This window comes from Enterobacter sp. A8 (assembly GCF_004296595.1).
GTDB lineage: Bacteria > Pseudomonadota > Gammaproteobacteria > Enterobacterales > Enterobacteriaceae > Enterobacter > Enterobacter cloacae.
The window spans coordinates 271,574-295,561 of sequence record NZ_SCMF01000004.1; the positions used below are offsets into that span (position 1 = coordinate 271,574).

A 23,988-nucleotide genomic window follows, 5' to 3' on the forward strand; every position below is an offset into this window, starting at 1 on the left:
GGTATACTGATCTGATCAATCATTTTTAGCACTACGTACGGAGAACAATTATGAAACGTGCATTTATTATGGTGCTGGACTCATTCGGCATCGGCGCAACCGAAGATGCAGAACGTTTTGGTGACGTGGGTTCCGATACCATGGGTCACATCGCGGAAGCCTGTGCGAAAGGCGAAGCGGACAACGGTCGTAAAGGCCCTCTGACTCTGCCCAATCTGACCCGCCTCGGTCTGGTGAAAGCGCACGAAGGTTCTACCGGTAAAATCGCTGCCGGTATGGACGGCAACGCGGAAGTGGTGGGCGCTTACGCCTGGGCGCATGAGCTCTCTTCCGGTAAAGACACCCCGTCTGGACACTGGGAAATCGCCGGTGTGCCGGTTCTGTTTGACTGGGGCTATTTCTCCGATCACGAGAACAGCTTCCCGCAGGAACTGCTTGATAAGCTGGTGAAACGCGCCAACCTGCCGGGCTACCTCGGTAACTGCCACTCTTCCGGTACTGTGATTCTGGATCAGCTCGGCGAAGAGCACATGAAAACCGGTAAGCCGATTTTCTACACCTCAGCTGACTCCGTATTCCAGATTGCCTGCCACGAAGAGACGTTTGGCCTGGATAAACTGTACGAGCTGTGCGAAATCGCCCGTGAAGAGCTGACCGAAGGCGGCTACAACATTGGTCGTGTTATCGCGCGTCCGTTTATCGGCGACAAAGCGGGTAACTTCCAGCGTACCGGTAACCGTCACGACCTGGCCGTTGAGCCACCGGCACCTACCGTGCTGCAGAAACTGGTTGATGAGAAAGGCGGCCATGTGGTTTCCGTGGGTAAAATCGCCGATATCTACGCTAACTGCGGTATTACCAAAAAGGTGAAAGCCACTGGCCTGGATGCGCTGTTTGACGCGACCGTCAAAGAGATGAAAGAAGCGGGTGATAACACCATCGTCTTCACCAACTTCGTCGACTTCGACTCCTCCTGGGGCCACCGTCGCGACGTGGCGGGTTATGCGGCCGGCCTGGAGCTGTTCGACCGTCGTCTGCCAGAGCTGATGGAGCTGGTGGGTGAAGATGACATTCTGATCCTGACCGCTGACCACGGCTGTGACCCAACCTGGACCGGTACTGACCACACTCGTGAGCACATTCCGGTGCTGGTGTATGGCCCGAAAGTGAAACCGGGCTCGCTGGGGCACCGTGAAACCTTCGCGGACATCGGCCAGACGATTGCGAAATATTTTGGCACGTCTGACATGGAATATGGCAAGGCGATGTTCTGAGTTATGTTGGGTGCGGCCTGATGCCCTCACCCCAACCCTCTCCCACGGGGAGAGGGCGAATTTACAATGAAAAGGAACTGAAGATGGCAACTCCTCACATTAACGCAGAAATGGGTGATTTCGCTGACGTCGTATTGATGCCGGGCGACCCGCTGCGCGCGAAACACATTGCAGAAACTTTCCTGGAAGACGTGCGTGAAGTGAACAACGTTCGCGGCATGCTGGGCTTCACCGGAACGTACAAAGGCCGCAAAATCTCCGTGATGGGCCACGGTATGGGTATTCCATCCTGCTCCATCTACACCAAAGAGCTGATCACCGACTTCGGCGTGAAGAAAATCATCCGTGTTGGCTCCTGCGGCGCGGTGCGCATGGACGTTAAACTGCGTGACGTGGTGATTGGTATGGGTGCCTGCACCGATTCCAAAGTCAACCGTATGCGTTTCAAAGATCACGACTTCGCGGCGATTGCTGACTTCGGCATGGTGCGTAACGCGGTTGACGCGGCTAAAGCGCTGGGCGTTGATGCTCGCGTGGGTAATCTGTTCTCTGCGGATCTGTTCTATGCGCCGGACGGCGGCGAGATGTTCGACGTGATGGAAAAATACGGCATCCTGGGCGTGGAAATGGAAGCGGCGGGCATCTACGGCGTCGCGGCTGAGTTCGGTGCGAAAGCGCTGACCATCTGCACCGTCTCTGACCACATCCGTACCCACGAGCAGACCACGGCTGCTGAGCGTCAGACCACCTTCAACGACATGATCAAAATCGCGCTGGAATCCGTTCTGCTGGGCGATAAAGAGTAATTCTGTCTCTTCCGACCCTCTCCCTGTGGGAGAGGGTTGGGGTGAGAGCACCAGGTCGCACCTAGCGCACGGCCCGTGCAATCCACGCTGACAACTCCCTCAGCTCATTTTCCTGCTCCGGGAAATCCCCGATCAACGCATCGCATTCCTGCTGCAGCATATCCGCCCGATACAAACAGCCCTGCAAACGAGCCGCCAGCGCCTCTAACGGCGCCGGGTTAAGGCTGTCCGTAAACACCTGCGTGCGGGTGATATGACCTTTCTCTACGTCAAAGTGCAGCTCCACGCCGCCCCAGGTAAAGCGTTCGTCCAGCAGATGCGAAAAGGCAGGCGCCTGGCCAAAGTTCCACTCCCAGCTGCTCTGGCGGGCAAAGGTCTCGGCGAAATTGGGCAGATCCGGGGTTTTATCCGGGGAGATCACCTCTGCCTCTACGCGCTCACCGTAATGGGCAAAGAAGGCTTCCTGGATCGCCTCGCAGATTTGCGCGTGAGTGATGTCCGGCAGAAGCTCAACCAGGTTGGCCACGCGCCCCCGCACGGAAGTGATCCCTTTGGCCTGCAGTTTTTTCTTGTCGGGATTCAGGTAGTTCGCCAGACGGCTGAGATCGGCGTTAAGAAGAAGGGTGCCGTGGTGGAAGCCGCGATCCAGTGTTTCGCGATAGGCTGAGCCTGACACTTTGCGATCTCCATCGGGCGTTTTGACCACCAGATCGTTACGCCCGGAGGCTTCTGCCGTCACGCCGAGCGAATTGAGCGCGTTGAGGACAATGGACGTTGAGATGGTCTTGTCGTATTCCGGCTTACCTGCCATAAAGGTAAAGCAGGTATTGCCCAGATCGTGGAATACCGCACCACCGCCGCTGCTGCGGCGCGCCAGACGGACGTTGTCCTCTTCCATACGCCGGGTGTTACACTCTTTCCACGGATTCTGCGCGCGGCCAATGACCACCGTGTCGGCGTTGCGCCAGAGAAACAGCACGCGTTGGGTGGCGGGCATCTGGCGGAAGATGCACTCTTCCACTGCAAGATTAAACCACGGATCGTAAGAGTCAGAGAGCAGCAGGCGTAACGTCGTCATGGCAGAGTTCCTTTTCCGAATCATCAGCCTACTTTATCACTAATCTTTCTTTTCGCTCTCTTCGTCTTCAGGAACGGATTTGCTGGCGGTCAGCAGGAAGGGTGACTGCTGCCAGCGGGTGCGCTTGCCCTGCAGCAAGGTGCGGGCCAGTACCACGCCAATGGCGAGGGAGAGCAGGAGCATCAGACGGAGTATATTGGTGGTGTTATCCACCTGTTTGGCTTCCGTGGGCAGGGTATGGGTGTCGAGCGTCAGGCGCAGATACCCCAGCGGACCATTTTTGCCCTGAATAGGTTCGACGATCTGTTGGTTAAAGTAGCCCCCGGCTTTTTTACCGTCCAGCGCCAGCCTGTCGCGTACGTCGACATGCTCGCCCGCGCGGGCAATCAGATCGCCTTTTTCATCGTAGACACCGGCATCCAGGATACGGCTGTTCTCGGTTAACTGACGCAAAACCTGGCTGATGCGTTTGTCATCCGGCGTTTCGGTACGCATAGCGGGCGCGACGTTAAGCGTAACCTGACGCGCCAGCGTGCGGGCCAGCTCCTCAAACTGCGGATTCCGTTGCCGTTGATGATTCTGGCTAAACCACGACGCCCCTTGCATCAGCACCACTAACAGGGCGAGACAGAAAAGGACGATCACGGCACGATGAAGCCGGAATTTCAGTTTTGCGCGAGCCATATTCCACCTGCTGAAAATTTACGGCTTAATGTTGCCAGAAGTGATGGTTACAGGGTAGCCTCATGCGTTATTTTCCCTCTGGAACCTTCCGGCGCGAACGAAATTACAGGAGCTTCAATGCCGAACATTACCTGGTGCGACCTGCCAACGGATGTCTCTTTATGGCCAGGATTGCCGCTCTCTTTAAGTGGCGATGAGGTGATGCCTCTGGATTACCACGCTGGCCGTAGCGGCTGGCTGCTGTACGGACGCGGCCTGGATAAGCAACGCCTTACCCAATATCAAACTAAACTGGGTGCGGCGATGGTGATTGTCGCCGCCTGGTGTGTGGAAGATTATCAGGTCATTCGCCTGGCCGGTTCCCTGACGCAGCGCGCGACGCGTCTGGCACACGACGCCGGGCTGGACGTTGCCCCGCTGGGTAAAATCCCCCATCTGAAAACGCCGGGTCTGCTGGTGATGGATATGGACTCTACCGCCATCCAGATTGAGTGTATCGATGAGATTGCCAAACTGGCGGGCAGCGGCGAGCTGGTGGCGGAAGTGACCGAGCGCGCGATGCGCGGCGAGCTGGATTTTACTGCCAGCCTGAGACAGCGCGTGGCGACCCTCAAAGGGGCCGATGCCAATATCCTGCGTCAGGTGCGCGATGAACTGCCGCTGATGCCCGGGCTGACGCAACTGGTGCTGAAGCTCCAGTCGCTGGGCTGGAAAGTGGCAATCGCTTCCGGTGGCTTTACCTTCTTCGCGGATTACCTGCGGGAAAAACTGCATCTGACCACCGTGGTCGCCAACGAGCTGGAGATCATGGACGGTAAGCTGACCGGGCAGGTGCTCGGCGATATCGTGGATGCGCAGTATAAAGCCAATACGCTGAGCCGACTGGCCGAGAAATATGAAATTCCGGTTGCCCAGACCGTTGCCATTGGCGATGGCGCAAACGATCTGCCGATGATCAAAGTTGCCGGTCTTGGCATTGCCTACCATGCCAAGCCAAAAGTGAATGAAAAGACGGAAGTGACAATCCGTCACGCTGACCTGATGGGTGTATTCTGCATCCTCTCCGGCAGCCTGAATCAGAAATAACGGTATGCGATTGTAGGCCGGGTAAGCGTTAGCGCCACCCGGCGTGCAGGCCGCACTGAAATAACGAGGTAAACCGTGGCTAAAGCCCCAAAACGCGCATTTGTCTGTAATGAATGTGGTGCGGATTATCCGCGCTGGCAGGGGCAATGCAGCGCCTGTCATGCCTGGAACACCATCACCGAAGTGCGTGGTGTGGCGGCTTCGCCGAGCGTGGCCCGCAATGAACGCCTGAGCGGCTATGCGGGTAATGCCGGTGTGGCAAAAGTCCAAAAACTGTCAGAAATCAGTCTGGAAGCGTTGCCGCGCTTCTCCACCGGCTTCAAAGAATTTGACCGCGTGCTTGGCGGCGGCGTGGTGCCGGGCAGTGCGATCCTAATCGGCGGTAACCCGGGGGCGGGTAAATCGACCCTGCTGCTGCAAACGCTCTGCAAGCTCGCCGAGCAGATGAAAACCCTGTACGTCACTGGCGAAGAGTCCCTGCAGCAGGTGGCGATGCGAGCACACCGTCTGGGGTTACCTACCGGCAATCTGAATATGCTGTCAGAAACCAGCATTGAGCAGATCTGCATGATTGCCGAAGAAGAGCAGCCGAAACTGATGGTGATCGACTCCATCCAGGTGATGCACATGGCGGATATTCAGTCCTCGCCGGGCAGCGTGGCGCAGGTGCGTGAGACCGCCGCGTATCTGACGCGTTTTGCCAAAACCCGCGGCGTGGCGATTGTGATGGTCGGCCACGTTACCAAAGACGGTTCCCTGGCGGGGCCAAAAGTGCTTGAGCACTGTATCGACTGCTCCGTGATGCTCGACGGCGACGCGGACTCCCGCTTCCGTACCCTGCGCAGCCACAAAAACCGCTTTGGTGCGGTGAATGAACTGGGCGTATTTGCCATGACCGAGCAGGGGCTGCGCGAAGTCAGCAACCCGTCGGCCATCTTCCTGAGCCGGGGAGATGAAGTCACCTCCGGCAGTTCGGTGATGGTGCTGTGGGAGGGGACGCGCCCGCTGCTCGTTGAAATTCAGGCGCTGGTGGATCACTCGATGATGGGTAACCCGCGGCGCGTGGCGGTCGGTCTGGAACAGAACCGTCTGGCGATCCTGCTGGCGGTGCTACACCGTCATGGTGGCCTGCAAATGGCCGATCAGGATGTCTTCGTCAACGTGGTCGGGGGCGTGAAAGTTTCAGAGACCAGTGCCGATCTGGCGCTGCTGCTGGCGATGGTCTCCAGTCTGCGCGACAGACCGCTGCCGCAGGATTTGGTGGTCTTCGGCGAAGTGGGGCTGGCCGGGGAGATCCGCCCGGTGCCCAGCGGCCAGGAGCGCATCTCCGAGGCGGCGAAACATGGCTTCCGCCGGGCGATTGTGCCGGCGGCCAACGTGCCGAAGAAGATCCCCGAAGGGATGCAGGTCTTTGGCGTTAAAAAACTCGCAGATGCGTTAAATGTCTTTGACGACTTATAATTACGTATTCGATTTTGCAGGAGGCACCGTAATTTATGTCATCATTTGACTACATCAAGACCGCAATCCGTCAGAAAGGCTGCACGCTACAGCAGGTGGCTGACGCCAGCGGCATGACGAAAGGCTATCTTAGCCAGTTGCTGAACGCCAAAATCAAAAGCCCCAGCGCGCAAAAGCTGGAAGCGTTACATCGCTTTCTGGGGCTTGAATTCCCGCGTATGCAAAAGAACATCGGCGTGGTGTTTGGCAAGTTTTACCCGCTGCATACCGGCCATATCTACCTGATCCAGCGCGCCTGTAGCCAGGTCGACGAACTGCACATCATCATGGGTTACGATGAAACCCGTGACCGTCAGCTGTTTGAAGACAGCGCCATGTCGCAGCAGCCGACGGTGCCGGATCGCCTGCGCTGGCTGCTTCAGACCTTCAAATATCAGAAAAACATTCGCATTCATGCCTTTAACGAAGAGGGCATGGAGCCGTATCCACACGGCTGGGACGTGTGGAGCAACGGCATTAAAGCGTTTATGGAAGAGAAGGGCATTGCGCCCAACTGGATCTACACCTCTGAAGAGTCCGACGCACCGCAGTTCCGCGAGCATCTGGGCATTGAAACGGTGCTGATCGATCCTAAGCGTACATTCATGAACATCAGCGGGGCGCAGATCCGCGAAAACCCGTTCCGCTACTGGGATTACATCCCGACCGAAGTGAAGCCGTTCTTTGTGCGCACAGTTGCGATTCTGGGCGGTGAATCCAGCGGGAAATCGACGCTGGTCAACAAGCTGGCAAATATCTTCAATACTACCAGCGCGTGGGAATACGGACGTGATTATGTCTTTTCCCATCTGGGGGGAGACGAGATGGCGCTGCAGTATTCTGATTACGATAAAATCGCGCTAGGCCATGCTCAGTACATTGATTTCGCGGTGAAATACGCCAACAAAGTGGCCTTCATCGACACCGATTTTGTCACCACACAAGCCTTCTGTAAGAAGTATGAAGGACGCGAGCACCCGTTCGTACAGGCGCTGATCGATGAATATCGCTTCGACCTGGTGATCCTGCTGGAAAACAACACGCCGTGGGTCGCCGACGGGATGCGCAGCCTCGGTAGCTCAGTGGACAGGAAAGAGTTCCAGACGATGCTGGTGGAGATGCTTCATGAGAACAACGTGGAGTTTGTCCACGTTGAAGCGTCGGATTACGACACCCGTTTCCTGCGCTGCGTCGAGCTGGTGAAGGAGATGATGGGGGAGCAGGGGTAAAGTCACAGGTTTGCCCCTCACCCTAACCCTCTCCCCCATGGGGAGAGGGCAGGGTGAGGGGGAATTATCCACTCAGAACGCAACCACCACCTTCCCGCGCATATGCCCGTCCAGCACTTTGCGGTGGGCCTCGGTAATGCTTTCCACGCTCAGCCCGTGCAGCGTTTCGCTGAGCGAGCTCTCCACTACGCCGTTATCCACCAGCTTTGCCACCTCGTTTAAGATCTCGCCCTGACGCCCCATATCGGCAGTCTGGTACATGCTGCGGGTATACATGAATTCCCAGTGCAGGGCGGCGGATTTGGATTTCAGCTTGTCCTGGTTCAGCGGGTGCGCATTTTCGACGATGGAGCAGATGTGTCCCTGCGGCGCAATCAGTTCGCTGACCGCGTCCCAGTGGCCATCGGTATCATTGAGGATGAAAATATAATCCACAAAGGTGATGCCCTGTTTGGCCAGTTCACCTTGCAGATCGCGATAATTCACCACCAGATCCGCGCCGCGATCGCGACACCACTGGGCTGAGTCTTCCCGCGACGCGGTGGCGATGACCCTGACCTTGCTGTTGTGCTTCGCAAACGGGATCGCAAGGGAGCCTACGCCGCCGGCACCGCCGATGATCAGCAGCGTTTTGTCCGACCCGGCATCCTGAATATTCAGGCGCTCAAACAGCCCTTCCCAGGCGGTGAGCGCGGTCAGCGGCAATGCGGCAGCGGCATCCCAGCCAAGGCTTGTCGGTTTGTGTCCGACAATACGCGCATCAATCAGCTGGTGCGTGGCATTACTGCCCGGACGGGTAATGTCGCCGGCGTACCACACTTCGTCGCCCGGTTTGAAACCGGTGACGCTTGTCCCCACCGCTTTGACGACACCGCTGGCATCCCAGCCGAGAATGCGTGGCGCCTGCAGGCCGTTTTTAACAAGACTCGCATGCACTTTAGTATCGACCGGGTTGATGGAAACGGCTTTTACTTCCACCAGCAGATCGTGTTCACCGGGCTGTGGCATCGGTTGGGTGATCTCAATAAAAGCTGCGGGATTTTCAGGATTAACGGCAATGGCTTTAACAGACATGATTAACTCCTCAATGGAATGCGTTTTGTTGAGGCTAGTCTATTAAGTGGTCATGCGCATGATAAGATGGACAATCAAGAACGGAGTGTTCGTATGGGGTGAACAATCATGTTTAAACAGCTGCAGGATATGGCGCTGTTTGCGCTGGTGGCGGAGATGGGGAGTTTTACCGCCGCAGCGCAGAAAGCAGACCTGCCGAAATCCAGCGTTAGCCAGCGGATTAGCCAGCTTGAGCAGCAGGTGGGGATCCGCCTGCTGAACCGCACCACGCGCAGGCTGAATCTGACCTTTGCGGGGGAGCACTATCTGGTGCATTGTCGCGAGATGCTGGCGGCCAGTGAAAGGGCGGAGTATGCCATTCAGCGGCTGCGTGAAAACCCCAGCGGACGGCTTCGCATCACCTGCCCGGCGGGCATTGGCGCGACGTTACTGGCACACCTGAATGCCGAGTTTCAGCTCCGCTATCCTGACGTTTCACTGGATGTCTCTATTTCTGACGATGTGCTCGATCTGGTGGAGTCTGGCTTTGACGTGGCGCTGCGTACCGGTAAACCGCAGGACTCCTCGCTGATTGGCCGCATGATTGGCCACTGCCCGCGCTATATGCTGGCCTCACCGGAATACCTGGCACGCCGGGAGCCGCTGTATCATCCCCGCCAGCTGGTGGATCACCGCTGTATTACCCACAAGGCCTGGTCTGAATGGCTCCTGCAAAGCGAGAGTGAGGATTACCGCTATCTGCCGGACAATGCGCATATGACGGATAATCTTGTGTATGCTCGTGAGTGCGCGGTAGCTGGTGCGGGAATCACACTCTTACCCGCTTTTTTGCTGGAAGATAAAATTGAAAAAGGGGCGCTGGTGCAGGTGCTACCGGAGTGGAACGTTGAAGGAAACGATCTCTGGCTCGCCTATCCGAGCCGTAAGCTCAATTCGCCTGCGCTGATGAGCTATATCGACTTTGCGATGCAGTTTGATGAGGTGAAGCGGTTTTACGTGGGTGGGTGATTATGTGCGGCCTGTTGCCCTCACCCTGACCCTCTCCCACGGGGAGAGGGCACAAAGATAAAAAAACGGCAACCGAAGTTGCCGTTTTACTTTTATTTCGCAATACGCTTGTACTTAATACGCTTCGGCTCCAGTGCGTCTGCGCCCAGCGTGCGTTTCTTGTACTCTTCGTATTCGGTGAAGTTACCTTCGAAGAACTCTACCTTACCTTCGTCCTGGTAATCCAGAATGTGGGTGGCGATACGGTCAAGGAACCAACGGTCGTGCGAGATAACCATGGCACAGCCCGGGAACTCCAGCAGGGCGTTTTCCAGCGCGCGCAGGGTTTCGATGTCGAGGTCGTTGGTTGGTTCATCGAGCAGCAGTACGTTACCGCCAACCTGCAGCAGCTTCGCCAGATGCAGACGACCACGCTCACCACCAGACAACTCGCCGACGCGTTTACCCTGATCGGTACCTTTGAAGTTAAAGCGGCCCACGTAGGCACGGCTTGGCATCTCGGTGTTGCCGATACGCATGATATCCAGCCCGCCGGACACTTCTTCCCACACGGTTTTGCTGTTATCCATTGCGTCACGGAACTGGTCAACGGACGCCAGTTTCACCGTTTCACCCAGGGTGATAGAACCGCTGTCTGGCTGCTCCTGACCGGACATCATACGGAACAGGGTGGATTTACCCGCGCCGTTCGGACCGATGATACCGACGATGGCACCCTTCGGTACGGAGAAGGAGAGATCGTCGATCAGCACGCGGTCACCGTAAGATTTACGCAGGTTGCTGACTTCGACCACTTTATCCCCCAGACGCGCGCCAGGTGGAATAAACAGTTCGTTGGTTTCGTTACGTTTCTGGTATTCGGTGTTGTTCAGCTCTTCGAAGCGTGCCAGACGGGCTTTGCCCTTAGACTGACGGCCCTTCGTGCCCTGACGTACCCATTCCAGCTCTTTCTCAATAGACTTACGGCGTGCTGCTTCAGCAGACGCTTCCTGCGCCAGACGCTGATCTTTCTGCTCCAGCCAGGAAGAGTAGTTGCCTTCCCATGGGATACCCTCGCCGCGGTCCAGCTCCAGGATCCAGCCCGCCACGTTGTCGAGGAAGTAACGGTCGTGGGTGATCGCCACCACGGTACCTTCGAAGTCGTGCAGGAAGCGTTCCAGCCACGCCACGGATTCCGCATCCAGGTGGTTAGTGGGTTCGTCGAGCAGCAGCATGTCTGGTTTTTCCAGCAGCAGACGGCACAGCGCCACGCGGCGACGCTCACCACCGGAGAGGTTGGCGATTTTCGCATCCCAGTCCGGCAGACGCAGAGCGTCAGCGGCGCGCTCCAGCTGCACGTTCAGGTTGTGACCGTCGTGCGCCTGGATAATCTCTTCAAATTTGCCTTGCTGAGCGGCCAGTTTATCGAAGTCCGCATCTGGCTCGGCGTATTTGGCATACACTTCATCCAGACCTTTCAGCGCGTTAACCACTTCGGATACCGCTTCTTCAACCGATTCACGAACGGTGTGTTCAGGGTTCAGCTGAGGTTCCTGCGGCAGGTAGCCAATTTTGATGCCTGGCTGCGGACGGGCTTCACCTTCGATGTCTGTATCGATGCCGGCCATGATGCGCAGCAGGGTGGACTTACCGGCACCGTTGAGGCCCAGAACACCGATTTTTGCGCCCGGGAAGAAGCTCAGCGAGATATTTTTAAGAATATGACGTTTCGGCGGTACCACTTTGCCGACACGATGCATGGTATAAACGAATTGAGCCACGTTGGACTTCGCCTCTTTTATCGTGATGAAAAGGAATTTCAGCCTCGAAGTGTAGCCTTTTTCCCGCCCTAATCCCAGCCAGGAACGTCGGGAGTGTTAAAACGCGCAGGAAAGGTAAAAAAGTGTCCTTAACGTGGCGCGTTCCGGGATGCCTGGTTAGCATAAGTTAATTAGACTTTGACGTGGCAAGACGCTGCAATTGACGAAAAAACAATGAGGAAGAGCTTGTGGAAAAAGCCAAACGGGTGGTCTGGCGTCTGCTGGCGGCCAGCGTATGCGTAATGGCGGTAAGCCAGGCGGTGCATGCCGATTCACTGGATGAACAACGTAACCGCTACGCCCAGATTAAACAGGCGTGGGACAACAAACAGATGGATACTGTGCAGGCGTTGATGCCGACGCTGAAAGACTATCCTCTCTATCCCTATCTGGAGTATCGCCAGATTACTGACGATCTCATGAATCAACCCACGGTCACCGTGAATAATTTCATTCAGGCGAACCCGACCCTGCCGCCCGCCCGGAACCTGCAGTCTCGTTTTGTAAACGAGCTGGCGCGTCGTGAAGACTGGCGCGGACTGCTGGCGTTCAGCCCGGAAAAACCGAACACCACGGAAGCCCAGTGTAACTATTACTATGCAAAATGGGCCACCGGTCAGCAGGAGGAAGCCTGGGCCGGGGCAAAAGAGCTGTGGCTGACCGGGAAAAGCCAGCCTAACGCCTGTGATTCGCTCTTTGGTGCCTGGCGTGCTTCCGGTAAACAGGATCCGCTGGCTTACCTTGAACGTATCCGTCTGGCGATGAAAGCCGGAAACACGCGTCTGGTGATGGCTCTGGCGGGACAAATGCCGTCGGATTACCAGACCATTTCCACGGCCGTGATGTCGCTGGCTAACGATCCCAACAGCGTTCTGACCTTTGCCCGCAGCACGGGAGCGACCGATTTTACCCGACAGATGGCGGCGGTGGCCTTTGCCAGCGTGGCGCGTGACGATGTCGAAAACGCGCGGCTGATGATCCCGCAGCTGGTGCAGGCACAGCAGCTCAATGAAGAGCAAACCCAGGAACTGCGCGACATCGTGGCGTGGAGACTGATGGGCTCGGACGTAACCGACGAACAGGCCCGCTGGCGGGACGATGCCATTATGCGCTCCAACTCCACGTCGCTGGTGGAACGTCGCGTGCGCATGGCGCTGGGGACGGGCGATCGTAAAGGCCTCAATACCTGGCTTGCGCGTCTGCCGATGGAAGCCAAAGAGAAAGACGAATGGCGCTACTGGCAGGCGGATCTGCTGATGGAGCGGGGACGCGATGACGAAGCCAAAGAGATCCTCCACACGCTGATGCAGCAGCGAGGCTTCTATCCAATGGTGGCCGCGCAGCGTCTGGGTGAGGAGTACACCTTCCGCATTGATAAAGCGCCGGGTAACGCCAGCCCGGCGTTGACCCAGGGGCCGGAAATGGCGCGCGTGCGCGAGCTGATGTACTGGAATATGGACAACACCGCCCGTAGCGAGTGGGCGAATCTGGTCACCAGCCGCACTACGGATGAGAAAGCCCAGCTTGCCCGTTACGCCTTTGATAACCACTGGTGGGATCTGAGCGTTCAGGCGACGATCGCCGGTAAGCTGTGGGATCATCTCGAAGAACGTTTCCCGCTGGCCTACAAAGATCTGTTCGATCGCTACACCAGCGGTAAAGATATTCCGCAAAGCTATGCCATGGCGATTGCCCGTCAGGAGAGCGCCTGGAACCCGAAAGTCCGTTCCCCGGTAGGGGCCAGCGGCCTGATGCAGATTATGCCGGGCACGGCGACGCATACGGTGAAGATGTTTAATATCCCGGGATACAGCAGTCCATCACAGCTGCTGGATCCGGATACCAACATCAACATTGGTACCAGCTATCTGCAGTACGTCTATCAGCAGTTTGGTAACAACCGCATTTTCGCCTCTGCGGCGTATAACGCGGGCCCAGGGCGTGTGCGTACCTGGCTGGGTAACAGCGCCGGACGCATCGACGCCGTGGCGTTTGTCGAGAGCATTCCGTTCTCAGAAACGCGCGGCTACGTGAAGAACGTGCTGGCGTATGATGCCTATTACCGTTACTTCATGGGGCAAAAAGATACCCTGATGAGCGATGCGGAGTGGCAGAGACGTTACTGATTGGGATGGGTTGTGTTATGCTGTACTCGTTAATGAGTACAACAGGCGGCATAACATGACCCAGCATTCCCCGTATTCCTCGGCACTGGCCGAACAACGTCATCAGGAGTGGCTTCGTTTTGTGGAGTTGCTCCGCCAGTCTTACGACCAGGATCTGCATTTACCCCTGCTGCAACTGATGCTGACGCCGGACGAGCGTGAGGCGTTGGGCACGCGCGTGCGGATCATCGAAGAGTTACTGCGCGGTGAGATGAGCCAGCGTGAGCTCAAAAACGAGCTGGGCGCGGGGATCGCGACGATCACCCGCGGTTCAAACAGCCTGAAGTCTGCGCCGGTTGAGCTGCGTCAGTGGCTGGAAGCGGTATTGCTGAAAAACGCCGGATGACGGCTGCGCCTTATCCGGCCTACACGTTCAACGATAAATGGCGTTATGGAACGGGCTTAACGCCAGGATCACTGCCTGATGGTAAACGCTTGAGCGCGTAAGCGCGCCAGCAGTAAAGACGCCAATCGCTCCTTCTTTACGGCCTATTTCATCAATGCCGGTGTATTGCGACATCACTGGCCCGAGCGCTTCGCCTGCGCGCACTTTTTCCAGAATGATGTCCGGCAGCGGCAGGGTGGCCGAGCGTGCTTCACCGCGCTGTTCACGGCTTTCGATAACCACCCAGCTAAACGTCGCGCCTTCGTCAATTCCCGCTTCAATGGCGACCCAGAAGTCGGCATCGGGTGCGGCCGCTTTCGCATTTAACACGCGATTTCGTGCGCCAGCGCGCGTTTCTTCGCTGCCAAACGGCTGTTCAGGAACGCCACTCTCGACGCCGACGGCATCAATATGGCAGGATCCTTCGCCGAAAATCTCTTCAAATGCCCTTAGAATTGCCTGAATTTTGGCAGGATTGGTGGTAGCAGAGACAACATGGTGCATAATTAAGCTCGATTCAAAAAAACTCATCGCAGTATAACGGAAAAAAAGCATGTTACAGGTATACCTTGTTCGCCACGGTGAAACGCAGTGGAACGCCGAGCGACGTATTCAAGGCCAGTCCGACAGTCCTCTCACTGAAAAGGGTGTGCAGCAAGCGTGGCAGGTGGCAGAACGTGCCAGAACGCTGGGCATTACCCATGTCATCACCAGCGATCTAGGTCGCACGCAGCAGACGGCGCGCATTATTGCTGATGCCTGTGGTTGTGATGTGCTGCTTGAACCGCGCCTGCGCGAGCTGGATATGGGGGTGCTCGAAAAACGCCATATCGATACGCTGACGGAAACGGAAGAGGGCTGGCGCCGCACGCTGGTTAACGGTACCGAAGATGGCCGTATCCCTGAGGGCGAATCCATGCAGGAGCTGAGCGTGCGTGTGCATGCTGCGCTGGCGGAATGCCTGAAGCTGCCCGCCGGAAGCCGTCCACTGCTGGTGAGTCACGGGATTGCGCTGGGATGTCTGGTCAGCACCATTCTGGGGTTACCGGCCTATGCGGAGCGCCGTTTGCGTCTGCGCAACTGCTCTATTTCCCGTATTGATTATCAGGAAAGCGCGTGGCTGGCGTCGGGTTGGGTCGTTGAGATGGCAGGGGACATTTCGCATCTTGATGCCCCTGCACTGGATGAACTGCAGCGTTAACGACGGATCGGGATTAAGAATTCCATCCGCAGATTAATGGGGCCTTCTTCCGGTTTCGCATCGCTTGCCGGGTAGTAGCGCTCAATATCCTGACCTTTACGGCGATTCAGGTTCAGCATAGGCATGCATGTTCCGTAAACGGTCAGGATGAATTCCTGTACGCCCGTTCCCAGCCCTTCGTAGGAGAACATCACGTACTCTCCGCCTTCCAGCACGACCGGTTTAGAGCCCTGAATATAGCCATTGGCCATCTCCGGCGTTAACGCGGTGGTGTAGAACACCTCCTGCTCGTCGTCTTTTTCCTGGCTTGGATGCGTTTCGTTGAGACCATACAGGATAGGCGGGATCGCCGGGGCATGGCTCAGGAAGTCGCGCCAGAACTGAACGCGCATTTGATGGCGGAACTCAGAAATCTGCTCCAGAGAACAGGTGTAGCTCTGTGTCGTACCGATCAAATGGGTTTCCGGCAGGGTAATGATTTCGTACTTCGGCATGGCGAACTCGCCCAGACGCAGCGGCGGACGCATACCGTATGAGCTCCAGTCAGGTGAACGGCGATAGAGTGCTGGCGTCAACGAGAACTGTTTTTTAAAAGCTCGGGTGAATGTTTGTTGCGAGTCGAAACGATACTGCAGGGCAATATCAAGAATGGGCCGCGCGGTCAGGCGTAAGGCCACCGCAGATTTAGATAAACGACGTGCGCGAATATAGGCACCGATAGCATGACCGGTGACATCCTTGAACATCCTTTGCAGATGCCACTTGGAATAGCCTGCTTTAGCCGCCACATTATCCAGTGACAAAGGCTGGTCAAGATGACCTTCCAGCCAGGTTAGCAGGTCGCGAATAATTCCAGCCTGATCCATATACTATCCTCATCCTTAAAACAGCAGGTGCCTGATAACAGGTTAGCGGATAATAGCATTTTTTGATGTTTTAGCATTCAGTGTTTTTTTTGCTCATTAATGCTTTTTGTCCTGCGTTTTGGGTGAATATATTCTAATCCTGTGATCTTGCTACATTTTTGTCTAACGTGTTGAATAATCGCTCAACGTAATATTAAGAAATGGTAACAATATGAAATATAAGACATTGCTCTTAACAGCCTTACTGCTGATAGCGGGCCGCGCGGCGCAGGCGGAACAGATTGGTTCTGTCGATACCGTGTTTAAAATGTTTGGGCCGGACCACAAAATTGTGGTGGAGGCGTTTGACGATCCGGATGTAAAAAACGTCACCTGCTACGTTAGCCGGGCAAAAACCGGGGGGATAAAAGGCGGTCTGGGGCTGGCCGAGGATACATCCGATGCGGCCATCTCCTGCCAGCAGGTCGGGCCGGTTGAACTGAGCGAGAAAATCAAAAACGGCAAAGCGCAGGGGGATGTGGTGTTCCAGAAACGGACGTCGCTGGTCTTCAAAAAGCTGCAGGTGGTGCGTTTTTACGATGCTAAACGTAACACCCTGGCCTACCTTGCCTACTCCGACAAAGTAGTAGAAGGCTCACCGAAAAACGCGATTAGCGCGGTGCCGATTATGCCGTGGCGGGAATAAAAAAAACGGCGCTTTCGCGCCGTTTTTTATGGTGCTGACTGCGGGATCACTCCTGCAGGTCACCGCAGAAACGATAGCCTTCGCCGTGAATTGTGGCGATGATTTCCGGCGTATCTGGCGTAGATTCGAAATGTTTACGAATACGACGGATGGTCACGTCTACAGTACGGTCGTGTGGCTTCAGCTCACGGCCGGTCATTTTCTTCAGCAGTTCTGCACGGGACTGAATTTTGCCCGGGTTTTCACAGAAGTGCAGCATCGCGCGGAATTCACTGCGCGGCAGTTTATACTGCTCACCGTTCGGGCTGATCAGTGAACGGCTATTGATATCGAGTTCCCAGCCGTTGAATTTGTAGCTGTCTACGCTACGACGCTCTTCGCTGACGGTGCCCAGGTTCATGGTGCGGGACAGCAGGTTGCGTGCACGAATGGTTAACTCGCGTGGGTTAAACGGTTTGGTGATGTAGTCATCCGCACCGATTTCCAGGCCAAGGATCTTATCAACTTCGTTATCACGGCCTGTCAGGAACATTAATGCGACGTTCGCCTGTTCACGCAGTTCGCGCGCCAGCAGAAGGCCGTTTTTACCTGGCAGATTGATATCCATAATGACCAGGTTGATATCATTTTCAGAAAGGATCTGATGCATCTCTGCGCCATCGGTCGCTTCAAAGACATCGTAGCCTTCTGCTTCGAAAATGCTCTTCAACGTGTTGCGTGTTACCAACTCGTCTTCAACGATAAGAATGTGCGGGGTCTGCATGTTTGCTACCTAAATTGCCAACTAAATCGAAACAGGAAGTACAAAAGTCCCTGACCTGCCTGATGCATGTCGCAAATTAACATGACCGGGCTAACGTGACTAAAGTACGTAATTGCGTTCTTGATGCACTTTCCATCAACGTCAACAACATCATTAGCTTGGTCGTGGGTACTTTCCCTTTGGACCCGACAGTGTCAAAAACGGCTGTCATCCTAACCATTTTAACAGCAACATAACAGGCTAAGTGACACCTGACACCCAATAAAACTACGCTTCGTTGACATATATCAAGTTCAATTGTAGCACGTTAACAGTTTGATGAAATCATCATAGCTAAATGCTAGCCTTTGTCACAATTTTTCAATAAACCAACTAGTTGCGGATCTTGATTGATAAACGTTACGAATCCAACTTAAATCGCGTATTCACCCTGTCATTATCATTATAAAACATAAGGATAATCAGGTTCTGTTAACATTCTAAATGATTGTTCAGCTACAAAATAGTTTAGCGCTTTTAATTTGTTATGAAACGCTATTTCGGTGATTTGTGTTGCAAAATTGTAAATTCGCGCCGCGTAATATGTTGACGCGCATCACATTAATCCCCGCTAACTGATTAAAAAGAGAGCATAAATGCATCTGTCGATTGTACTGGTCGCGCCAGCCAGAGCTGAAAATATAGGCGCTGCGGCGCGTGCCATGAAGACCATGGGGTTCACCGATTTGCGTATTGTGGACAGCGCTGCTCACCTGGAGCCCGCGGCGCGTTGGGTGGCGCACGGGTCGGGCGATATTCTTGATAATATAACCACTTACGACACGCTCGCCGACGCGCTGCAAGATATTTCGTTTACCGTTGCGACCACGGCGCGCAGTCGGGCGAAGTTCCACTATTACGCCACGCCAGCGGAACTGGTACCGATGATGAGCGAGAAAAGCCAGTGGCTGGAAAAAGCGGCGCTGGTGTTTGGGCGGGAAGATTCAGGATTAACAAACGACGAACTGGCGCTCGCGGATGTGCTGACGGGGGCTCCGATGGTCGCGGATTATCCGTCCCTGAATTTAGGTCAGGCGGTGATGGTCTATTGCTATCAATTAGCGTCCTTAATACAAATTCCCCAACCGCAAGCGGTGGGTACCGACGAAAACCAACTGGCCGCGCTGCGTACGCGCGTTGACAACCTGCTGATGCAACTTGGCGTGGCGGATGACCAAAAAATGGCTGACTGGCTGCAGCAGCGTCTTGGGCGTCTGGAGCAGCGCGATACGGCAATGCTGCACCGTTTGCTGCACGATATCGAAAAAAAATTATCCGAGTAAAATGCTGCCATAAGTTTTTACTATGGCGTAAGCGTCTGACGTTAAGGGTTGCCTCTGGCGGAATCGGATGAAAATAAATCTGCACGCAGCGGGACGTAAGAATGCACTGAATTGTGATCAAATTAAAAATTCATTGACTTAAGGTGCCCGATCCTTTAACCCTAAAAGAATACAGCACAGACAGATAATAATGACAGAGTACACAACATCCATGAAACGCATCAGCATCACCACCATTACCACAACCATCATCATTACCACAGGTAACGATGCGGGCTGACGCGTACAGGAAAAACAGAAAAAAGCCCGCACCTGAACAGTGCGGGCTTTTTTTTCGGCTAAAGGAAACGAGGTAGAACCATGCGAGTGTTGAAGTTCGGCGGTACATCAGTGGCAAATGCAGAACGCTTTCTGCGTGTTGCCGATATCCTGGAGAGCAACGCCAGGCAGGGACAGGTCGCGACCGTTCTCTCTGCGCCGGCAAAAATCACTAACCACCTGGTGGCGATGATTGAAAAGACCATTGGCGGTCAGGATGCACTTCCGAACATTAGTGATGCCGAGCGTATCTTCGCCGAGCTGCTGCAGGGGCTGGCGGAGGCACAGCCAGGTTTCCCGCTCGTACAGCTGAAAGCCTTCGTAGAACAAGAATTTGCCCAGATTAAACATGTGCTGCACGGTATCAGCCTGCTGGGTCAGTGCCCGGACAGCATCAACGCGGCGTTAATTTGCCGCGGTGAGAAACTCTCTATCGCCATCATGGCGGGCCTGCTGGAAGCGCGCGGGCATCACGTCACGGTGATTGATCCGGTTGAAAAACTGCTGGCGGTGGGCCACTACCTCGAATCCACCGTTGATATTGCTGAATCAACCCGCCGCATCGCTGCGAGCAAAATTCCTTCTGACCATATGATCCTGATGGCGGGCTTCACCGCCGGCAATGAAAAGGGTGAACTGGTGGTGCTGGGCCGTAACGGCTCTGATTACTCTGCTGCTGTGCTGGCCGCCTGTTTACGCGCGGACTGTTGCGAGATCTGGACTGACGTTGACGGCGTATACACCTGCGACCCGCGCCAGGTACCGGACGCCAGGCTGCTGAAGTCGATGTCTTACCAGGAGGCGATGGAGCTTTCCTACTTCGGCGCGAAAGTGCTTCACCCTCGTACCATCTCCCCCATTGCCCAGTTCCAGATCCCTTGCCTGATTAAAAATACCGGTAACCCGCAAGCGCCTGGCACGCTGATTGGCGCCAGCACCGACGAAGATGGCCTGCCGGTGAAAGGCATCTCCAACCTCAACAACATGGCAATGTTCAGCGTCTCCGGGCCTGGTATGAAAGGGATGGTTGGCATGGCGGCGCGCGTGTTTGCCGCAATGTCACGCAATGGGATCTCTGTGGTGCTGATCACCCAGTCCTCATCGGAATACAGCATCAGCTTCTGCGTGCCGCAGGGTGACTGTCTGCGCGCCCGTCGTGCGCTGGAAGAAGAGTTCTATCTGGAGCTGAAAGAAGAGCTGCTGGAGCCATTATCCATTCAGGAACGTCTTGCGGTTATCTCCGTGGTTGGCGACGGTATGCGCACGCTGCGCGGTATCTCCGCCAAGTTCTTTGCCGCGCTGGCGCGCGCCAATATTAATATCGTGGCCATTGCCCAGGGCTCATCCGAGCGTTCTATTTCGGTGGTGGTTGATAACGATGACGCGACTACCGGCGTACGCGTGGTTCATCAGATGCTGTTCAACACCGATCAGGTGATTGAGCTGTTCCTGATTGGCGTGGGCGGCGTTGGCGGTGCGCTGCTGGAGCAGGTGAAGCGTCAGCAGGAGTGGCTGAAGAAGAAGCATATCGATCTGCGCGTCTGCGGGATCGCCAACTCAAAAGCGCTGTTGACCAACGTTCACGGGCTGAACCTGGAAAACTGGCAGGCCGAGTTGAACGAGGCAAAAGAGCCGTTCAACCTTGGGCGTCTGATCCGTCTGGTGAAAGAGTATCACCTGCTGAACCCGGTGATTGTCGATTGTACGTCGAACCAGGCGGTTGCCGATCAGTACGCGGACTTCCTGCGCGAAGGCTTCCACGTGGTCACGCCGAACAAAAAGGCCAACACCTCGTCGATGGATTACTATCACCAGCTGCGTCTGGCGGCGAGCAAATCGCGTCGCAAGTTCCTGTACGACACCAATGTGGGGGCGGGCCTGCCGGTTATCGAAAACCTGCAGAACCTGCTGAACGCGGGCGACGAACTGCAACGTTTCTCCGGCATTCTCTCCGGCTCGCTGTCCTTTATTTTCGGTAAGCTGGATGAAGGGATGAGCCTCTCAGAAGCAACCCGCGCCGCGCGTGAACTGGGCTACACCGAGCCGGATCCGCGTGACGATCTCTCCGGTATGGACGTGGCGCGCAAACTGCTTATTCTGGCGCGCGAAACGGGCCGTGAACTGGAGCTTTCCGATATCGTGATAGAACCCGTGCTGCCGGCTGAATTTGACAGCAGCGGTGACGTCAGCGCCTTTATGGATAATTTACCGCAGCTGGATGACGCTTTTGCCGCACGCGTGGCGAAAGCCCGTGATGAAGGTAAGGTATTGCGCTATGTTGGCAACATTGAAGAAGATGGCGTGTGCCGGGTGAAGATTGCCGAAGTCGATGGCAACGATCCGCTGTACAAAGTCAAAAACGGCGAAAACGCCCTGGCGTTTTACAGCCACTATTATCAGCCATTGCCGCTGGTGCTTCGCGGCTATGGCGCAGGGAACGATGTTACGGCGGCGGGTGTGTTTGCCGATCTGCTGCGTACCCTGTCATGGAAGTTAGGAGTTTAACATGGTCAAAGTTTATGCCCCGGCTTCCAGCGCCAATATGAGCGTAGGGTTTGATGTGCTGGGTGCGGCGGTGACGCCGGTGGACGGTTCACTATTGGGCGATACGGTCACGGTGGAAGCAGCAGAAAGCTTCAGCCTGAATAACGTGGGACGTTTTGCCAGCAAGCTGCCGTCCGAACCGCGCGAGAATATTGTCTATCAGTGCTGGGAGCGTTTCTGTCAGGAGATCGGGAAAAACGTGCCGGTCGCCATGACGCTGGAAAAAAGTATGCCGATTGGCTCTGGCCTGGGGTCAAGTGCCTGCTCTGTTGTGGCCGCGCTGGTGGCGATGAATGAGCACTGCGGCAAACCCCTGAACAATAGCCGTCTGCTGGGGTTAATGGGTGAGCTGGAAGGCCGCATCTCTGGCAGTATCCACTACGATAACGTCGCGCCGTGTTTCCTCGGCGGTATGCAGTTGATGATCGAAGAAAATGGCATCATCAGCCAGCAGGTGCCAGGGTTTGATGAGTGGCTGTGGGTACTGGCCTACCCGGGTATCAAAGTTTCTACTGCGGAAGCGCGTGCGATCCTGCCTGCGCAGTATCGTCGTCAGGACTGCATCGCCCACGGACGTCACCTGGCAGGCTTTATTCACGCCTGTTATACCCGTCAGCCACAGCTGGCGGCGAAATTGATGAAAGATGTGATTGCCGAACCGTATCGTACGAAGTTGCTGCCTGGCTTTAATGAGGCGCGACAGGCATCGCTTGATATTGGCGCGCAGGCGTGCGGCATCTCCGGCTCCGGCCCGACGCTGTTCGCCCTGTGCGATAAGCCAGACACCGCGCAGCGCGTGGCGGACTGGCTCTCTAAACACTACCTGCAAAATCAGGAAGGCTTTGTTCATATTTGCCGTCTGGACACGGCTGGCGCACGAGTACTGGGATAACGAATGAAACTCTACAATCTGAAAGATCATAACGAGCAGGTCAGCTTCGCGCAGGCGGTGACTCAGGGACTGGGCAAAAATCAGGGGCTGTTCTTCCCTCACGATCTCCCTGAATTCCAGCTGACCGACATTGATGAGCTGTTGAAGCAGGACTTTGTCACTCGCAGCACAAAAATTTTGTCTGCGTTTATCGGCGACGAAATCCCGCAGGAGTTGCTGGAAGAGCGCGTACGTGCGGCGTTCGCCTTCCCGGCACCGGTTCAGCAGGTTGAGCCGGATGTGGGCTGTCTGGAGCTGTTCCACGGCCCAACCCTGGCGTTTAAAGACTTCGGCGGCCGCTTTATGGCGCAGATGCTTACCCACATCAGCGGCGACAAGCCGGTCACCATTCTGACCGCCACCTCCGGGGATACCGGTGCCGCCGTGGCGCATGCTTTTTACGGTCTGAAGAACGTCCGCGTGGTGATCCTCTATCCGAAAGGCAAGATCAGCCCGCTCCAGGAAAAACTGTTCTGCACCCTCGGCGGCAACATTGAAACCGTGGCGGTAGATGGCGACTTCGATGCCTGTCAGGCGCTGGTGAAACAGGCCTTCGACGATGAAGAGCTGAAAGCCGCGCTGGGGCTCAACTCTGCTAACTCCATTAACATCAGCCGCCTGCTGGCGCAGATTTGCTACTACTTCGAAGCGGTTGCCCAACTGCCGCAAGAGGCGCGTAATCAGCTGGTGGTTTCGGTACCGAGCGGAAACTTTGGCGACCTGACCGCGGGCCTGCTGGCGAAATCACTCGGGCTGCCGGTGAAACGCTTTATTGCGGCGACTAACGCCAACGACACCGTGCCACGCTTCCTGAAAGACGGTAAATGGGCGCCGAACGCGACCCAGGCGACGCTCTCTAACGCGATGGACGTGTCACAGCCAAACAACTGGCCGCGCGTGGAAGAGCTGTTCCGCCGTAAAGTGTGGCGTCTGGGCGATCTGGGCTATGCGGCGGTCACCGATGAAACCACCAAAAGCACTATGCGTGAGCTGAAAGCGGTGGGGTATACCTCTGAACCGCATGCGGCGATTGCTTACCGTGCGCTGCGCGACCAGCTTAATCCTGGCGAGTATGGCCTGTTCCTGGGGACGGCGCATCCGGCAAAATTCAAAGAGAGCGTGGAAGAGATTCTGGGTGAAACGCTGCCGCTGCCGAAAGAGCTGGCGGATCGCGCTGACCTGCCGCTGCTCTCTCATGAGCTGCCGGCGGATTTTGCCGCGCTGCGTAAGCTGATGATGACTCGAGCGTGATTTTTTGCCCGGTGGCGCT

General features: G+C 55.8%; 23 protein-coding genes and 1 other annotated feature. Of the genes, 16 read left to right on the forward strand and 7 right to left on the reverse strand.

The annotated features are described in order from the left end of the window. Positions 1 to 50: 50 nt before the first annotated feature. A complete protein-coding gene (deoB, locus tag EQV24_RS16990; RefSeq protein WP_013095491.1) occupies positions 51 to 1,274 on the forward strand; it encodes a phosphopentomutase in 1,224 nt (407 codons plus the stop codon). A gap of 83 nt (positions 1,275 to 1,357) precedes the next feature. Continuing rightward, complete coding sequence (gene deoD, locus EQV24_RS16995; protein ID WP_013095492.1) at positions 1,358 to 2,080, forward strand: purine-nucleoside phosphorylase; 723 nt, start codon at positions 1,358 to 1,360, stop codon at positions 2,078 to 2,080. Between the two features lie 61 nt (positions 2,081 to 2,141). Here deoD and lplA read toward each other — a convergent pair whose 3' ends face one another. After that, complete coding sequence (gene lplA / locus EQV24_RS17000) at positions 2,142 to 3,158, reverse strand: lipoate--protein ligase LplA (protein WP_094085093.1); 1,017 nt, start codon at positions 3,156 to 3,158, stop codon at positions 2,142 to 2,144. A 39-nt stretch (positions 3,159 to 3,197) separates the two neighbouring features. Next, positions 3,198 to 3,842 (reverse strand): YtjB family periplasmic protein, encoded by a 645-nt coding sequence (locus EQV24_RS17005; RefSeq protein WP_013095494.1) that lies wholly within the window; start codon positions 3,840 to 3,842, stop codon positions 3,198 to 3,200. 117 nt (positions 3,843 to 3,959) lie between these two features. Between EQV24_RS17005 and serB the strand changes: the two genes are divergently transcribed. From serB to nadR, 3 genes are all read left to right on the forward strand, one after another. Continuing rightward, a complete protein-coding gene (gene serB / locus EQV24_RS17010; protein WP_013095495.1) occupies positions 3,960 to 4,928 on the forward strand; it encodes a phosphoserine phosphatase in 969 nt (322 codons plus the stop codon). 75 nt (positions 4,929 to 5,003) lie between these two features. After that, entirely contained in the window at positions 5,004 to 6,389 is a 1,386-nt protein-coding gene (radA, locus tag EQV24_RS17015; RefSeq protein WP_013095496.1) for a DNA repair protein RadA, read from the forward strand. A gap of 35 nt (positions 6,390 to 6,424) precedes the next feature. Continuing rightward, positions 6,425 to 7,657 carry a multifunctional transcriptional regulator/nicotinamide-nucleotide adenylyltransferase/ribosylnicotinamide kinase NadR gene (nadR, locus tag EQV24_RS17020; protein WP_014830583.1) on the forward strand — a complete coding sequence of 411 codons (1,233 nt, stop codon included), beginning with the start codon at positions 6,425 to 6,427 and terminating at the stop codon, positions 7,655 to 7,657. Positions 7,658 to 7,729: 72 nt separating this feature from the next. Here nadR and EQV24_RS17025 read toward each other — a convergent pair whose 3' ends face one another. Further along, a complete protein-coding gene (locus tag EQV24_RS17025) occupies positions 7,730 to 8,731 on the reverse strand; it encodes a zinc-binding alcohol dehydrogenase family protein (RefSeq protein ID WP_062729713.1) in 1,002 nt (333 codons plus the stop codon). A gap of 108 nt (positions 8,732 to 8,839) precedes the next feature. Here EQV24_RS17025 and EQV24_RS17030 point away from each other — a divergent pair, with 108 nt between their 5' ends. Then, positions 8,840 to 9,739: a LysR family transcriptional regulator gene (locus EQV24_RS17030; RefSeq protein ID WP_038418651.1), complete on the forward strand. Its 900-nt coding sequence runs from the start codon at positions 8,840 to 8,842 to the stop codon at positions 9,737 to 9,739. Positions 9,740 to 9,831: 92 nt separating this feature from the next. On the opposite strand, the gene ettA is transcribed toward EQV24_RS17030, so the two are convergent. Further along, positions 9,832 to 11,499, reverse strand: coding sequence for an energy-dependent translational throttle protein EttA (gene ettA, locus EQV24_RS17035; RefSeq protein ID WP_013095500.1), 1,668 nt, complete (start codon positions 11,497 to 11,499; stop codon positions 9,832 to 9,834). Positions 11,500 to 11,726: 227 nt separating this feature from the next. On the opposite strand from ettA, the gene sltY reads away from it, so the two are divergent. Together sltY and trpR are read left to right on the forward strand one after the other, a co-directional pair. Beyond that, positions 11,727 to 13,664, forward strand: a complete 1,938-nt coding sequence (sltY, locus tag EQV24_RS17040; RefSeq protein ID WP_038418653.1) for a murein transglycosylase — start codon at positions 11,727 to 11,729, stop codon at positions 13,662 to 13,664. A gap of 55 nt (positions 13,665 to 13,719) precedes the next feature. After that, positions 13,720 to 14,049: a trp operon repressor gene (gene trpR, locus EQV24_RS17045; protein ID WP_013095502.1), complete on the forward strand. Its 330-nt coding sequence runs from the start codon at positions 13,720 to 13,722 to the stop codon at positions 14,047 to 14,049. A 27-nt stretch (positions 14,050 to 14,076) separates the two neighbouring features. Here the strand turns inward: trpR and yjjX are convergent, their stop codons facing one another. Beyond that, on the reverse strand, positions 14,077 to 14,592 hold the full coding sequence (gene yjjX / locus EQV24_RS17050; RefSeq protein ID WP_029882672.1) for an inosine/xanthosine triphosphatase: 516 nt from the start codon (positions 14,590 to 14,592) through the stop codon (positions 14,077 to 14,079). 49 nt (positions 14,593 to 14,641) lie between these two features. Here yjjX and gpmB point away from each other — a divergent pair, with 49 nt between their 5' ends. Then, a complete protein-coding gene (gene gpmB, locus EQV24_RS17055; RefSeq protein ID WP_130626868.1) occupies positions 14,642 to 15,289 on the forward strand; it encodes a 2,3-diphosphoglycerate-dependent phosphoglycerate mutase GpmB in 648 nt (215 codons plus the stop codon). On the opposite strand, the gene robA is transcribed toward gpmB, so the two are convergent. Beyond that, positions 15,286 to 16,155 carry an MDR efflux pump AcrAB transcriptional activator RobA gene (robA, locus tag EQV24_RS17060; protein ID WP_013095505.1) on the reverse strand — a complete coding sequence of 290 codons (870 nt, stop codon included), beginning with the start codon at positions 16,153 to 16,155 and terminating at the stop codon, positions 15,286 to 15,288. The two genes, gpmB and robA, sit on opposite strands and share 4 nt — an antisense overlap. Before the next feature lie 211 nt (positions 16,156 to 16,366). Here robA and creA point away from each other — a divergent pair, with 211 nt between their 5' ends. Then, entirely contained in the window at positions 16,367 to 16,840 is a 474-nt protein-coding gene (gene creA / locus EQV24_RS17065; RefSeq protein WP_013095506.1) for a protein CreA, read from the forward strand. A 46-nt stretch (positions 16,841 to 16,886) separates the two neighbouring features. Here creA and arcA read toward each other — a convergent pair whose 3' ends face one another. Next, entirely contained in the window at positions 16,887 to 17,603 is a 717-nt protein-coding gene (gene arcA / locus EQV24_RS17070; protein WP_003856501.1) for a two-component system response regulator ArcA, read from the reverse strand. A gap of 95 nt (positions 17,604 to 17,698) precedes the next feature. Here arcA and yjjY point away from each other — a divergent pair, with 95 nt between their 5' ends. The 6 genes from yjjY to thrC all read left to right on the forward strand — a co-directional run bounded on the left by yjjY (position 17,699) and on the right by thrC (position 23,969). Further along, positions 17,699 to 17,839: a protein YjjY gene (yjjY, locus tag EQV24_RS17075; protein WP_001541509.1), complete on the forward strand. Its 141-nt coding sequence runs from the start codon at positions 17,699 to 17,701 to the stop codon at positions 17,837 to 17,839. Positions 17,840 to 18,238: 399 nt separating this feature from the next. Beyond that, positions 18,239 to 18,925 carry a tRNA/rRNA methyltransferase gene (locus EQV24_RS17080; protein ID WP_130626869.1) on the forward strand — a complete coding sequence of 229 codons (687 nt, stop codon included), beginning with the start codon at positions 18,239 to 18,241 and terminating at the stop codon, positions 18,923 to 18,925. A gap of 211 nt (positions 18,926 to 19,136) precedes the next feature. Further along, the gene (thrL, locus tag EQV24_RS17085) at positions 19,137 to 19,205 is read left to right on the forward strand and encodes a thr operon leader peptide (RefSeq protein WP_015572623.1); all 69 of its coding nucleotides are present in this window, start codon (positions 19,137 to 19,139) and stop codon (positions 19,203 to 19,205) included. Then, positions 19,144 to 19,261: a sequence feature (Thr leader region), on the forward strand. Its footprint overlaps the gene before it by 62 nt. Positions 19,262 to 19,285: 24 nt before the next feature. Beyond that, complete coding sequence (gene thrA, locus EQV24_RS17090; protein WP_013095509.1) at positions 19,286 to 21,748, forward strand: bifunctional aspartate kinase/homoserine dehydrogenase I; 2,463 nt, start codon at positions 19,286 to 19,288, stop codon at positions 21,746 to 21,748. A gap of 1 nt (position 21,749) precedes the next feature. Further along, positions 21,750 to 22,679, forward strand: a complete 930-nt coding sequence (gene thrB / locus EQV24_RS17095; protein ID WP_013095510.1) for a homoserine kinase — start codon at positions 21,750 to 21,752, stop codon at positions 22,677 to 22,679. A gap of 3 nt (positions 22,680 to 22,682) precedes the next feature. Then, positions 22,683 to 23,969: a threonine synthase gene (gene thrC, locus EQV24_RS17100; protein WP_013095511.1), complete on the forward strand. Its 1,287-nt coding sequence runs from the start codon at positions 22,683 to 22,685 to the stop codon at positions 23,967 to 23,969. Positions 23,970 to 23,988: the final 19 nt, after the last annotated feature.

What these genes read in the sequence shown, in the direction of transcription:
- deoD (WP_013095492.1), top strand. Translation starts at nt 1,358, where the DNA reads ATGGCAACTCCTCACATTAACGCAGAAATGGGTGATTTCGCTGACGTC.
- robA (WP_013095505.1), bottom strand. Translation starts at nt 16,155, where the DNA reads ATGGATCAGGCTGGAATTATTCGCGACCTGCTAACCTGGCTGGAAGGT.
- EQV24_RS17005 (WP_013095494.1), bottom strand. Translation starts at nt 3,842, where the DNA reads ATGGCTCGCGCAAAACTGAAATTCCGGCTTCATCGTGCCGTGATCGTC.
- thrC (WP_013095511.1), top strand. Translation starts at nt 22,683, where the DNA reads ATGAAACTCTACAATCTGAAAGATCATAACGAGCAGGTCAGCTTCGCG.
- arcA (WP_003856501.1), bottom strand. Translation starts at nt 17,603, where the DNA reads ATGCAGACCCCGCACATTCTTATCGTTGAAGACGAGTTGGTAACACGC.
- deoB (WP_013095491.1), top strand. Translation starts at nt 51, where the DNA reads ATGAAACGTGCATTTATTATGGTGCTGGACTCATTCGGCATCGGCGCA.
- EQV24_RS17030 (WP_038418651.1), top strand. Translation starts at nt 8,840, where the DNA reads ATGTTTAAACAGCTGCAGGATATGGCGCTGTTTGCGCTGGTGGCGGAG.
- thrA (WP_013095509.1), top strand. Translation starts at nt 19,286, where the DNA reads ATGCGAGTGTTGAAGTTCGGCGGTACATCAGTGGCAAATGCAGAACGC.
- serB (WP_013095495.1), top strand. Translation starts at nt 3,960, where the DNA reads ATGCCGAACATTACCTGGTGCGACCTGCCAACGGATGTCTCTTTATGG.
- nadR (WP_014830583.1), top strand. Translation starts at nt 6,425, where the DNA reads ATGTCATCATTTGACTACATCAAGACCGCAATCCGTCAGAAAGGCTGC.
- creA (WP_013095506.1), top strand. Translation starts at nt 16,367, where the DNA reads ATGAAATATAAGACATTGCTCTTAACAGCCTTACTGCTGATAGCGGGC.
- EQV24_RS17080 (WP_130626869.1), top strand. Translation starts at nt 18,239, where the DNA reads ATGCATCTGTCGATTGTACTGGTCGCGCCAGCCAGAGCTGAAAATATA.
- yjjX (WP_029882672.1), bottom strand. Translation starts at nt 14,592, where the DNA reads ATGCACCATGTTGTCTCTGCTACCACCAATCCTGCCAAAATTCAGGCA.
- EQV24_RS17025 (WP_062729713.1), bottom strand. Translation starts at nt 8,731, where the DNA reads ATGTCTGTTAAAGCCATTGCCGTTAATCCTGAAAATCCCGCAGCTTTT.
- thrB (WP_013095510.1), top strand. Translation starts at nt 21,750, where the DNA reads ATGGTCAAAGTTTATGCCCCGGCTTCCAGCGCCAATATGAGCGTAGGG.
- lplA (WP_094085093.1), bottom strand. Translation starts at nt 3,158, where the DNA reads ATGACGACGTTACGCCTGCTGCTCTCTGACTCTTACGATCCGTGGTTT.
- trpR (WP_013095502.1), top strand. Translation starts at nt 13,720, where the DNA reads ATGACCCAGCATTCCCCGTATTCCTCGGCACTGGCCGAACAACGTCAT.
- gpmB (WP_130626868.1), top strand. Translation starts at nt 14,642, where the DNA reads ATGTTACAGGTATACCTTGTTCGCCACGGTGAAACGCAGTGGAACGCC.